Here is a 12638-nt window from a genome sequence, read left to right on the forward strand (position 1 = left end):
CACCGATCAGAGCGATCGGTGCAATTCGGTCGCCTCGGCGCGCGGCTTCGCGATCAAGGCATCGTTGAGCAGGCAGCGCGCATCCTGCGGTGCGATTTCGCCGGATAAAATCCGTCGCGCCATGGTCAGCCAATGAAGCGCTTCGCTGTCGTCGTCGTCGGTTGGTGGTGTCGTCATGAACGCAATCACTTTGGTCGGTGACGTCGTCGCTAACGCAAAGCTAATCAGACCGCTTGCAAAAAGAAAACTCCGCGCAACGTCAAAATGAAGGCCGTGCTCTGCGAGCATTGTCACAAAACTGTCATATAACTTTTCAATTACCGCCACGGCTTCGCCACCGGGCACTCTGGCGTCCGGGAAATATTCGAAGCCGATCAGCGCGTTACAAAAAGCCGTTCAGTTTTCGTTGACGGTATTGCCGTTCCCGCTACGCTGCTTGCGTTCCGCGCGCGGTTCCTGTCCTCGTCGCCGAGCTGCGTGCGCGCCGCTTGGCTCAACAATGCACAATTTGCTTCAACAGTGCACAATGGCAACGGTGGGTGCGAGTATGTCGAAGAAAGACGACACCAGCAAAGCGTTGAAGAAGAAACTCAAGAAGCTGAAAAAGCTTCAAGACGAGATCGCGGCGTTGAAAAAGACGGCCGACAAAGACAGCCGCGGCGCGAAAGCCAAGGACGCCAAGAAGAAGGACGTCAAGAAGAAGGACAAGAAGAGCGCGAAGTCCGCGCCCAAGGGCAAACGTAAGGCCGGCAAGAAGGACAACGGCAAGAGGCCGGCGCCCGAGAGCATGACAACGCCGTCAACGCCGAGCCTGGTCAGGTCCGAGCCGGTCAAGGTCGTTGCCAAGGAAGCCGCCGCTGTCCCGCCTTCAGCCCGCGTCGCCACGGGCTGAACGAATTCTTTGACGGTCTCTCGGCGGCGCGAGCCCCGCTTGATTTAACGCGCCGTCGCGAGTTGCGGCTGTTGTCGGCGGCGCTGCAGCAAGACAATGCCGGCCAGTACCGCCAGCCCCGGGAGCGCAAACCAGTACCTGTTGGGACGATCCGCCGCGACAAGCACCGCAGTGATTTCGTCGCCGCCCGCCAGCCCATACTTCGTCGCCTGGCTACCGAAGCGCACGCTGCCGATCTGGGTGCGATCGCCGAGAGACATGACGTTGAGACCCGCAGAGCGCAGACGGTCGACCCCTGTGGCGCCGTCGCGTAAAGTGAGGCGCACGACTTTCTCCACTTCATCGCCGGCCCGCGTCTGGCTCTTGACGCGGAAGCGCAACGTCGCGCCTTGCGGCAGTTCGCCGGCGGTTTTGACCATGTCGCTTGCCGGGCGGGCGAGGAACGGTTCGGCGATCTGGTCGAGCCAGAAGCCCGGCCGGAACAGCGTGAAACAGACCAACAGCAGTAACGCGCTTTCGTACCAGCGGCTGCGCGTCAGCAGCCAGCCCTGCGTCGCCGCGACGAAGCAGCCCATGGCGATGCCGGACAACACGATCACCATGGCGAGTTCAAACCAGCTTCCGACATCGATGAGCAGGAGCTGGGTATTGAAGATGAAGATGAACGGCAATAACGCCGTGCGGATTTCATAGCGGAACGCCTGCACACCGGTTTTTACCGGATCGGCGCCCGATATGGCCGCAGCGGCGTAAGCCGCCAATCCGACCGGCGGCGTCACGTCGGCCATCAGACCGAAATAGAAGACGAACATATGCACCGCGACCAGCGGCACCGCGAGATCGTTCTGCGCCGCGAGTTCGACCAGGACCGGCGCCATCAGCGTTGCCACCACGACGTAGCTCGCCGTCGTCGGCATGCCCATGCCGAGGATGAGGCAGATCACGGCTGTAAGCAGCAGCATGATGATCAGGTTGCCGCCCGAGACCGCCTCGACGATCTCCGTCATCACCAGGCCGATGCCGGTGAGCGACACGGTGCCGACGATGATGCCGGCCGTCGCCGTGGCAATGCCGACCGACGTCATGTTACGCGACGCCCCCTGGAACGAGGCGATCAGGTCGTCGACACCGTCGCGCAGCCGCGCGACGTATTGGTGTTCATTGCGGAAAAAGGCGATGAGCGGCCGCTGCGTCAGCATGATGAAGATCAACAGCGCGGTGCCCCAGAAAGCCGAAAGGCCCGGCGACAACTCTTCGACCATCAGGCACCAGATCAATACGACGACCGGCAACAGATAGTGCAGACCGGTATTGGCAGTGCTGTAGAAATCGGGGACCTTAACGATCGCCTTGGTGAGGTCGTCGACCGGCAGATCGGCCCGCTTGGCCTTGTGGCGTATCAGAAACACATAAGCGGCAATCAGCAAGACGCTCAGCACCCAGGTCGCGGCTTCGCCGAACACGATCTTGGTCCAGCCGATGCCGTAGTAAACGATACCGCTAAGGACGATGATGCCGCAGATCGTCATCAGCGCGCGCAGCAGCGAGTGGTGGATCGGCGCGGTGGAAGCACGCGGCAGGCCGCGCATGTGCAACTTCGCGGCTTCGATGTCGACGATGTAGAACAGCGCCCCGTAGGTGAGGAACGCCGGCAGGAAGGCGTGCTTAACGACCTCGGAGTAGGTGATGCCGACATATTCGGCGATCAGGAAGGCGGCGGCGCCCATCACCGGCGGCATGAGCTGGCCATTGACGCCGGCGGCGCTTTCGATCGCGCCCGCCTTTACGGCGGAATAGCCGACGCGCTTCATCAGCGGAATGGTGAAGGTGCCAGTCGTCACCGTGTTGGCGATTGACGAGCCAGAGATCATGCCGGTCAGACCCGAGGCGACGACACCGGCCTTGGCCGGGCCGCCGCGATAGGTGCCAAGCATGGCAAAGGCCATCTGGATGAAATAGTTACCGGCGCCAGCGCGCTCCAGAAGGCTGCCGAACAAGACGAACAGATAGACGACGCTGGTCGAAACGCCGAGCGCGACGCCGAAGATCCCTTCCGACGTTAGCCACATCTGCGAGGCGACGCGCGACAGCGAAGCGCCCTTGTGCGCCAGCAGTCCGGGCAACCACGGACCGGCAAAGATGTACAGCACCATGATCGAGGCAATGGCGGCGAGCGCCGGCCCGACGGCACGGCGCGCCGCTTCGAGCAGGCTGAGTATGCCGATCAGCGCGACAACGATGTCCAGCGTCGTCGGCAGGCCGGGACGCTGCGCGATCGCATCGTAGAATACCAGGAGATAGAGGGTGGCGCCGACGCTGAGCAGCGCCAGTATCCAGTCGCCGATCGGGATATGCGCTCGCGACGAAGCCTTGAAAGCGGGGAAGGTCGTGAATACCAGGAGGAAGGCGAAGGCGAGGTGGACGATGCGCGCCTGGCCATCGTTGACCACGCCGACATTGAACAGATACGGCAGTGGCGAGGCATACCAGAGCTGGAACAGCGCCCAGGCCAGCGCGACGCCGAAGATAAAATTCTTGTTGAAGCCCGTCGTCTTGCGTCCACCGGTGTCGGCTTCCGCGACCATGGCCTCGAGTTCTTCGCGCGTCGCGGCTTTCTCATTCACGTCGGTCATCGCAGGTCCCCTCAGGCGCGTAATAGCGCCCTTGCAAATGCGCGGCGTTACCGCCGTCTGTCGTGAGATTTCAGTGACGCTATCGCGCCGTCCTGTCTGATGAGCAGGATTGCGAAAGGCGGTGTCCGCCTTTCGCGATCGTGCTCGAAAGGATAGGGGGCGGCCATCGGGCCGCCCCCTGGCTGGCGTTACATCCAGCCCTTCTCCTTGAAGTACTTGATGGCGCCCGGATGCAGCGGGGCCGACAGCCCGTCCTTGACCATGTTCTTGGGGTCAAGGTTGGCGAAAGCCGGATGCAGCTTCTTGAACTCGTCGAAGTTGTCGAACACGGCCTTGGTCATGGCGTAAACCGTCGCTTCCGGAACCTTGGCCGACGTGACCACGGTCGCGAGCACGCCATAGGTCTCGGTCGGGTTCGGATTGTTGGCATACATGCCAGCCGGGATGGTCGCCTTGGCGTAGTACGGATGCTCCTTGATCAGCGCATCGACCGCCGGGCCGGTGAGCGACACCAGCTTGGCGCCGCACGACGTGGTCGGATCCTGGATCGCGGCCGACGGATGGCCGACGCCGTAATAGAAGCCGTCGATCTTGTTGTCGCAAAGCGCGGTGCCCTGCTCGTCGGCCTTTAGTTCGGCGGCGAGCGAGAAGTCGGACAGCTTCCAGCCCATCTTGGTCAGCAGTTCTTCCATCGAGGCCCGGGTGCCCGAACCCGGATTGCCGACGTTGAAGCGCTTGCCCTTGAAGTCTTCGAACTTGGAAATGTTTGCTTCCTTGCGCGACAGGACCGTGAACGGCTCCGGGTGCACCGAAAACACGGCGCGCAAATCCGGATCGGCCTTGTCCTTGAACTGGGCTTCACCCTTGGTGGCGTTGAACTGTACGTCCGACTGCGTCAGTCCGAAGTCGAGCTCACCGGTCTTGATGGCGTTGACGTTGAACACCGAGCCACCGGTCGATTCCACCGAGCAGCGGATTCCGGTGGTCGCACGATCCTTGTTCATCAGGCGGCACACCGCGCCGCCGACCGCGTAATAGACGCCGGTAACACCGCCGGTGCCAATGGTAACGAATTTCTGCTGCGCGACAGCAGGCGTTCCGCCTGTCATCAGCGCGATCAAGCCGGCCGCCGCAAGGCCGCCGGTCAACATCTTCTTTGTCATAATAAATCCCTCCAACCTGGTTCAGTTTTACCTGTGCGCGCATTGAGCCCGCATTGTCACGCAATACGGTCGTCGACCGCAATGCGTAATTCTCTTTTCGATGTCATCAGCCGATCGCGGCGTCGACCGCTTCGCCCAATCTTTCGACGATTTGATCGATCGTATCGCTATCGCTGATGAATGGCGGTGCCATCAGCACGTGATCGCCGCGCTTGCCGTCCATGGTCCCGCCCATCGGATAAACCATGAGGCCGCGGGCCATCGCTTCCTGCTTGATCTTCGCATGCAGCTTGCGTGCCGGGTCGAACGGTTCCTTGGTGCCGCGATCGGCGACGATCTCGATGCCTTGGAACATGCCGCGCCCGCGGACGTCTCCGACAAAAGGATGGTTGCCGAAGCGCTCCTGCAGCCGCCTCGAAAGATACGCCCCCTGGGCCTGTACATTGGCGAGCAAATTGTCGCGCCTGATAATGCGCTGCACCGCCAGCGCCGCGGCGCAGGCCAGCGGGTGGCCGGTGTAGGTATGGCTGTGCTGGAAGGCTCCCGAACCTCTGGCGATGGTGTCGAAGATCTTTCCGCTCATCATCAGCGCGCCGATCGGCATGAAGCCGCCGCCGAGACCCTTGGCAATCGCCATCAGGTCCGGCGCGATGCCTTCCTGCTCGCAGGCGTGCAGCGTGCCGGTGCGGCCCATGCCGCACATCACCTCGTCGAGGATGAGCAGCACGCCATGCTTGTCGCAGATCTGGCGCACGCGTTTGAAATAGCCCGGCACCGCCGGTACCGCGCCGAGCGTGGCGCCGACCACGGTCTCGGCAATGAAGGCAAGCACATTGTCGCCGCCGAGTTCGTCGATCTTGGCTTCCAGTTCCTGCGCCAGCCTTTCGCCATAGGCTTCCGGCGTCTCGTTGGCGCGGCGATCGCGATATTCGTAGACGGGTGAAACGTGATGCGTTTCGATCAGCAGCGGCGAGAAGTCGCGCCGCGCCGACGCCCGCCCGCCGATCGCCAGCGCGCCGAAAGTGATGCCGTGATAGCTCTGTCGCCGCGATATTAAATGCCGGCGCTGCGGCTCGCCGCGCTCGACGGCCACCTGCCGCGCCATCTTGATGGCGGCTTCGATGGCTTCTGAACCCCCGCTGACGAAGAATGTATGGGTCAGGCCGGGCGGCGCATGGGCGGCGAGGTCATCGGCAAGGTCCTCGAGCGCCGGGGTCGTGAAGAAGCTAGTGTGCGCGAACTCGAGTTTGTCGAGCTGCGCCTTCATGGCGTCGATGACGTCCTTGTGGCCGTGACCGAGACAGGACACAGCGGCGCCGCCGGAGGCGTCGATATACTGCTTGCCGGTCGAGTCGTAGATGTGGACGCCTTCACCGCGCACGGCGATCGGATAATCCTTGCCGATCTGGCGGTGCATTAGATGGGTCATGATCGCGATCCTGAGGCGAGCGCCGCCGGTTTCTTGTCGGCAATGAAAACAACGGGTGATTTGCGCAAGTGCGCCATCAGGCGCTGCACGGCCGGGCCGCTGCGCGAGCGGTCGCAGAAGGCGAAGATCGTGAACGGCACCGACCAGCGATTATCGCCAGCCGGCTTGATCTTGCCGTCCGCCACCGCTTCGGCGGCGGCCGATTCCGGCAGCCAGCCGATGCCGTGACCTGCCACGATGAGATTATGGATGGCGCTGGCAAGATCGGACTCGCAGGCCTTGAAGGCATGCACCGGGTGAGGGGCCGACTGCATGATCAGATCGACCATGCGGCCCATGAAAGTGTTGGGCGAGTAGTTGATCAGCGGAAACGGATGTTTCGCCGTACCCGGCAGTTTGAAGGCCGGCTCGCCGCGCTTGACCGCGACATAGGGGCGGAACCATTCGCTGGCGATAGCGACACGCTCGTAATGATCGGGATCGAGGAAGATCGGCTGCTGTGCGTGGTGGAACACCAACAGCACGTCGGCGGCGCCGGCGACGTGCGCCGTCACCGCGTCATGCACGTTGCTGGCGAGCAGCCGGCAGCCGGAGGCGCCGGTCACGTCGTGCCAAGTCTTCCACCATTCGGGAAAGCGCGAGATGGCGAGTGAGTGCGGCAGCGCGAAGGTGATGACTTCATGGCCGAGCGCCGGTTCGCCGTGAACGACGGCGCGGGCGTCGACCATCTGCTGGATGATGTCGGCGGCGGTGCGGCGGAAGCGTTCGCCAGCCGGCGTCAGCTTGGTCGGATAGCAGGAGCGGTCGATCAGTTCGACGCCGAGCCAGGATTCAAGTTGCTGGATGCGGCGGCTGAAGGCCGGCTGCGATGAGTGACGGGTGGCCGCTGCCTCGGTGAAGTTGCTCACCTCGGCCAGACTCAAAAAATCCTGCAGCCACCGGAAATCCATGGCGTGACGCGTTACCCCTTTGCCTGCTCACGATAGTCGCCCGCGCTTCATCTTATCATGCAAATTTTGCATGAGGCGGAAAGACGCTGCGGCGTAAGGTGCGGGCAACGAAGGGCTGTGTTTGCGATGAAAATCGGCGTTCTGGGCGCGGGGGTGGTCGGCCTGACCTCGGCATGGTGGCTGGCGGAGGCGGGCCACGAGGTCGTACTGATCGACCGCGCCGCCGGGCCGGCCGCGGCGGCGAGCCGCGCCAACGGTGCCCAGTTGTCCTATCGTTACGTCGCGCCGATGGCCTCGCCGAAGATGCTGGCGCAGCTGCCCGGGCTGCTGTTCCCCGGCGAGAACGCGATCAAGGTCTCGCTCGATCGCGAGTTGATTGGTTGGGGCCTGCGCTTCCTCAAGGCCTGCACGAGCGCCGAAGTGACGCGCACCACGGCGGCGCAACTGGCCCTCGCCGAACTCAGCCGGCTGGAACTGGAACGCCTGCTCGGCCAGGTGCCGCTCGATTTCGGGCTGCGCACCGCGGGCAAGCTGGTGCTGTTCCGCAAACAATCCGATCTCGATGCTGCAAGGCCCGAGGACGACGGACCGGTGCAAGTGCTGACGCCGCAGCAGTGCCTGGCGTTGGAACCGGCACTGGTGCTCAGGCCCGATGAATTTGCCGGGGGCATTTATACGGCGTCGGAACAGGTTGGCGATTGCGGCGCGTTTTGCGACCAGTTGTTTGCGCGGCTTGGGCAATCCAATCGCGTCGAACTGCGCATGAACACCGCGATCGGCCGGCCGGTGGTGAAGGACCGCCGGGTGACTGGCATCGAAACCGACAACGGCATTGTCGAGGCTGACCTGTTCGTGCTGTCGCTCGGTTCCGGCGCGCGCGCTTTCGCCAGATCGTGCGGCTTCGATTTGCCGATCTATCCGGTGAAGGGCCATTCGATCACGATCGCCGACGAGGGCGCCTCGGCGTTGACGCACAGCGTCACCGATTACAGCCACAAGATCGTCTATGCGCCGCTCGGCGGCGCCACGCGGGTCGCCGGCTTTGCCGATTTCCAGGGTTACGACACGATGCCAGTTGCGGCACGCATCGCGCAGTTGAAGAGCGCGGCGGCAGCCATCTTCGGACTTCAGGCGTCTGGGGATGTCGAACCGTGGGCTGGTTTGCGGCCGATGACGCCGGACAGCCGGCCGATCATCGGACCGTCACCGCTCGACGGGCTCTTTCTCAACACCGGCCAGGGCATGCTCGGCTGGACGCTGGCCTGCGGCAGCGCGCGACTGACCGTCGATCTCATCGACCGCAAACCGCCGTCCTGTCCGCCCGCGCCGTTTGATGTGAGGCGATTCCTTTAACCTGTGCCCTCTCCCCTCCAGGGGAGAGCGAAGCAACTCACTCGCCGGCCAGTTCCTCGCGCATCATTTCGAGCTCGAGCCACTGATCTTCCGCGGCCGCGAGTTTGCGCTGGGTTTCGCCGAGATCCTTGCTGATCTTGTCGAAGGCCGCGCGGTCGCGGACATAGAGTTGCGGATCGTTGAGCTTGTCCTGGAGTTCGGCCGCCTTGGCCTGCAGGCCTTCAATGGTCTTGGGCAAGGTCTCGAGCGCGTGCTTGTGCTTGAAGGTCAGCTTCTGCTTCGGCGCGGGCTTTTCGGCGACCGGCTTCGCGGTCTTGGCCGTCTCGGCTTTCGGCACTTCCCTTGCCGCGGCGCGCGACAGATCCTCACCGCGCTGCTTGAGCATGTCGGAGTAGCCGCCGGCATATTCAGTCCAGCGGCCATCGCCTTCCGGCACGATCACACCGGAAACGAGACGATCGAGAAAATCGCGGTCATGGCTGATCAGCAGCACCGTGCCCGGATATTCGCTGATCGTTTCCTCGAGCACGTCGAGCGTTTCCATGTCGAGATCGTTGGTCGGCTCGTCGAGCACCAGCAGGTTCGACGGCTTGGCCAGCGCCTGCGCCAGCATCAGCCGGCCGCGCTCGCCGCCCGATAGTTTGCCGAGCGGAGTTCGCGCCTGCTCAGGCGAAAACAGAAAGTCCTTCATGTAGCTGATAACGTGCTTGGCTTGACCGTTGACCATCACCGTCTCGCCGGCGCCGCCGGTCAGCGCATCAGCGACGGTGGTCTCGGCATTGAGACTGTCGCGGTGCTGATTGAGCGTGGCGACTGCGAGATTGGCGCCAAGCTTCACCGTCCCGGAATCGGGCTGGTCGGCGCCGATCAGCAAATTGATCAGCGTGGTCTTGCCGGTGCCATTGGGCCCGACGATGCCAATGCGGTCGCCGCGGGCGACGCGCAGCGAGAAGTCGCTGACGATGGGGCGATCGCCATAGCTTTTGAAGATGTTCTTGGCTTCGATTACCAGCGCGCCGGATTGCTGCGCCGCGCCTGCGGTGATGGCGGCGGCGCCCGCCGCACCTCGATAGCTGCGGCGCTGCTCGCGCAGGGCCGCGAGTTCGCCGACCCGGCGCATGTTGCGCTTGCGCCGGGCGGTGACGCCGTATCGCATCCAGTGCTCTTCCGCGACGATCTTGCGATCGAGCTTGTGCTGGTCGCGCTCCTCCTCCGCCAGCACTTGGTCGCGCCATTCCTCGAAGAAGGCAAAGCCCTTGTCGAGCCGGCGCGTGGTGCCGCGATCGAGCCACACCGTGGTGCGCGTCAGGTTGGAAAGGAAGCGACGGTCATGGCTGATGATGACCAGCGCAGTGCGCCGCGCCGCTAGATCCTTTTCCAGCCATTCAATGGTGGTGAGATCGAGATGGTTGGTCGGCTCGTCGAGCAGCAGAATGTCGGGATCCGCCGCGAGAGCATGCGCCAGCGACACGCGCCGCGCCTCGCCGCCGGACAGGTGCGACGGGTCTTCCTCGCCGGTCATCCCGAGCTCTTCGAGCAACTGACGGGCAATGTAGTGGTCGTCGGTCGGCTTCAGTCCGGCTTCGACATAAGAGAGCGTGGTGGCGTGGCCGCCGAAATTCGGTTCCTGCGACAGGTAGCGGACCAAGGCGCCCGGCTGCACGAACACCGTGCCGGCATCGGGCTCGACCAGGCCGGCGGCGATCTTGAGCAAGGTCGACTTGCCGGAGCCATTACGCCCGACCAGCGACACGCGTTCGCCCGTGGAAACCGACAGGTCGGCCCCGCTCAGCAGCGGCGTACCGCCGAAAGTCAATTTGATACCGGTGAGTTGCAGCAGGGGAGGTGGCGCCATGGCCCTTCGCCTACAGGCGGAAAGCGCCAAGGTCAAAACCATCGGCGTCTTCAGCAAGGCAGCGGTTGTTTCTCATTTATCTGCAGCTACTTAAGGAGCTTCGGATTCCCTCGCCCGCAATGGCTACTTCTTGCGAATCCGGAAGGTGAGAAGGTCGGTGCCAAGATCTCTGGCTTCCAGGATGTCCCCGCTCTCGCGGACCGCATGGGGAATGTCGATGGCCGCCATCGGGTCGGTGCATTCGGCGATGATCAGGTCGCCGGGCGCCAGCGCGGTCAGCGCCTTCTTTACCAGGAGCGTGGGCAACGGGCATTTGAGGCCCCGCATGTCCATGGTCTTTTCCGTCAACGCCAAAGCTCCTGTCGGCGACAATGCTGCGCTAGACTGAGAACCCATCAGGCCTGAAGCGGTCAAGGGCGGATTATGGCGGCGGCGTCCGAGACAATACAGATGATTTCGCGGCTCACGCCGCTTTCCGATGTCCTCGCGATGGTCGATCTGCGCGTCAAGGCGGTGACGCCGCGCACGCTGGACGTCGCGGCGGCGGCGGGCCGCGCGCTCGCCGTCGATGCCATGGCCGCGCCACGGCCGACAGCGCCGCTGGCGCTGATCGACGGCTGGGCGCTGGCCTCCGACGCCACGCTCGGTGCAGCCGCTCATAATCCACTGCCGCTCGTTCATCCGCCGCAGCGCATCGAAGCCGGACAGCCCTTGCCGCCCGACGCCGACAGTGTCGCGCCTTTTCATGCCGTGAAGTCCGCGAACGGATTGGCCGAGGCGCTGGCCACCATCAATCCCGGCGACGGCGTGTTGCAGCCCGGCGGCGACAGCGATCCACTGATCCCGTTGCGGCGCGCCGGCGAGCGCATGCGCATGATGGATCTGGCCGCCTTCGCCGCCGCCGGCGTGTCGCGCATCGCGGTGCGCGAACCGCGCATTCGCGTTTTGCCGCTGCGCGGCTCGACCATCATCGCCGCGGCGGCGCGGCTCCTGGCCCAAGACGTCGAACGGCGCGGCGGCGCCGCCAAGCTCGACGAGCCGGGGCGCGATCTCGGCACCGTGCTGGCCTCGGAAACGGCCGATGCGATTGTCGTCATCGGCGGCACCGGCTCGGGCCGCAACGACACTTGCGTGCACACGATGGCGAGGGACAGCGAACTCGCCGTGCACGGCATGGCGATTGCGCCCGGCGAAACCGCGGCGCTCGGCTTTGCCGGTTCGCGGCCGCTACTGCTGCTGCCGGGCCGCCTCGATGCGGCGCTGGCCGTGTGGTTGATGGTGGGACGCCGCATTCAGGACCGGCTGGCCGGTATTCCCGGCGGCGAGAGACAATTGTCCGAGCCGCTCACGCTGTCACGAAAGCTGTCATCCACCGTCGGGCTCTGCGAAATCGTCCCCGTGCGCCGCATCCAGAATTCGGTCGAGCCTTTGGCGTCGAAATACCTGCCATTGTCGGCGCTGACGCGGTCCGACGGCTGGATCCTGATTCCGGCCGAATGCGACGGCTACGACGAAGGCGCTACCGTGCAGGTCCGGCCGTGGCCTTGAACGCTTACGCTTAGCCGGGCACATTCGGGAATGGTCAACCGGGGTCTTCAGGAAGCAATCCGCGCCGTCGGCGGCGTCACCGAACTGGCACGCCGCGTCGGCATCTCGCAGCCGTCGGTTTCGAACTGGACGCGCATTCCGGCGGGCCGCGTTGTTGCGGTCGAGGCGGCGACCGGTATCGACCGATCGATCCTGCGGCCCGACCTCTATGGCACAGCCGGCGATGCCGCGAGCAAGCACGGCGATGCGACGGCGGAGGATGCCGCCGAGTGGGCCGACAAGTCGACCATGCGCATCATCGGTCTTGCCGGGTGGAGCGGCTCCGGCAAGACGACGCTGATCACCAAACTCGTTCCTGTCCTCAAGTTGCGCGGCCTTCGCGTCTCGACCCTCAAGCACGCCCATCACGGCTTCGACCTCGACCGCCCAGGCAAGGACAGCTTCCGGCACCGCGAAGCCGGCGCGACCGAGGTCATCGTTTCCTCGGCCAGCCGCTGGGCGATCCTTCATGAACTGCGTGACGAAGAAGAATGGAATCTGCTCGACCTGGTCGAGAAAATGTCGCCGGTCGACCTGGTGCTGGTCGAAGGTTTCAAACGCGACGCCTTTCCGAAAATCGAAATCCACCGCGCCGAAAACGGCAAGCCGCTGATCCAGCCGGACGATCCTTATATCGTCGCTGTGGCCGCGGACGTTGCTCTGCCGCAGGCCAAGGTCCCGGTCATCGATCTCAACGATGTCGAAGCGATCGCCGATCTGCTGCTCCGGCATGCCGCGACGATCCGCGAGGTCGCGCGGGCGATGGCTGGTTAGGG

11 protein-coding genes are annotated in these 12638 nt (G+C 64.0%); 4 read left to right on the top strand and 7 right to left on the bottom strand.

Annotation, left to right across the window (positions count from 1 at the left end; translation table 11 throughout):
* Positions 1 to 6: 6 nt before the first annotated feature.
* Positions 7 to 345 (bottom strand): hypothetical protein, encoded by a 339-nt coding sequence (locus ASD45_RS19350; RefSeq protein ID WP_156380986.1) that lies wholly within the window; start codon positions 343 to 345, stop codon positions 7 to 9.
* A 202-nt stretch (positions 346 to 547) separates the two neighbouring features.
* On the opposite strand from ASD45_RS19350, the gene ASD45_RS19355 reads away from it, so the two are divergent.
* A complete protein-coding gene (locus ASD45_RS19355; RefSeq protein WP_056913304.1) occupies positions 548 to 892 on the top strand; it encodes a hypothetical protein in 345 nt (114 codons plus the stop codon).
* A 44-nt stretch (positions 893 to 936) separates the two neighbouring features.
* On the opposite strand, the gene ASD45_RS19360 is transcribed toward ASD45_RS19355, so the two are convergent.
* The 4 genes from ASD45_RS19360 to ASD45_RS19375 form a co-directional block, all read right to left on the bottom strand.
* Positions 937 to 3525 (bottom strand): TRAP transporter permease, encoded by a 2589-nt coding sequence (locus ASD45_RS19360; protein WP_056913305.1) that lies wholly within the window; start codon positions 3523 to 3525, stop codon positions 937 to 939.
* A gap of 188 nt (positions 3526 to 3713) precedes the next feature.
* Entirely contained in the window at positions 3714 to 4676 is a 963-nt protein-coding gene (locus tag ASD45_RS19365; protein WP_280136412.1) for a TAXI family TRAP transporter solute-binding subunit, read from the bottom strand.
* A 118-nt stretch (positions 4677 to 4794) separates the two neighbouring features.
* Positions 4795 to 6117, bottom strand: a complete 1323-nt coding sequence (locus ASD45_RS19370) for an aspartate aminotransferase family protein (RefSeq protein WP_056913307.1) — start codon at positions 6115 to 6117, stop codon at positions 4795 to 4797.
* Complete coding sequence (locus tag ASD45_RS19375) at positions 6114 to 7067, bottom strand: LysR family transcriptional regulator (protein ID WP_056913308.1); 954 nt, start codon at positions 7065 to 7067, stop codon at positions 6114 to 6116. Before ASD45_RS19375 ends, ASD45_RS19370 begins: the two co-directional genes overlap by 4 nt.
* A 126-nt stretch (positions 7068 to 7193) precedes the next feature.
* Between ASD45_RS19375 and ASD45_RS19380 the strand changes: the two genes are divergently transcribed.
* Entirely contained in the window at positions 7194 to 8420 is a 1227-nt protein-coding gene (locus tag ASD45_RS19380) for an FAD-dependent oxidoreductase (protein WP_056913309.1), read from the top strand.
* A 37-nt stretch (positions 8421 to 8457) separates the two neighbouring features.
* Here ASD45_RS19380 and ASD45_RS19385 read toward each other — a convergent pair whose 3' ends face one another.
* Complete coding sequence (locus tag ASD45_RS19385; protein WP_056913310.1) at positions 8458 to 10275, bottom strand: ATP-binding cassette domain-containing protein; 1818 nt, start codon at positions 10273 to 10275, stop codon at positions 8458 to 8460.
* A gap of 123 nt (positions 10276 to 10398) precedes the next feature.
* Positions 10399 to 10623, bottom strand: a complete 225-nt coding sequence (locus tag ASD45_RS19390; protein WP_244485544.1) for a sulfurtransferase TusA family protein — start codon at positions 10621 to 10623, stop codon at positions 10399 to 10401.
* A gap of 102 nt (positions 10624 to 10725) precedes the next feature.
* On the opposite strand from ASD45_RS19390, the gene ASD45_RS19395 reads away from it, so the two are divergent.
* Both ASD45_RS19395 and mobB read left to right on the top strand, forming a co-directional pair.
* Positions 10726 to 11823, top strand: a complete 1098-nt coding sequence (locus ASD45_RS19395; RefSeq protein WP_056913312.1) for a hypothetical protein — start codon at positions 10726 to 10728, stop codon at positions 11821 to 11823.
* Between the two features lie 30 nt (positions 11824 to 11853).
* Positions 11854 to 12636, top strand: coding sequence for a molybdopterin-guanine dinucleotide biosynthesis protein B (mobB, locus tag ASD45_RS19400; RefSeq protein WP_082541041.1), 783 nt, complete (start codon positions 11854 to 11856; stop codon positions 12634 to 12636).
* Positions 12637 to 12638 lie beyond the last annotated feature (2 nt).

This window comes from Pseudolabrys sp. Root1462, assembly GCF_001426945.1.
Lineage (GTDB): Bacteria > Pseudomonadota > Alphaproteobacteria > Rhizobiales > Xanthobacteraceae > Pseudolabrys.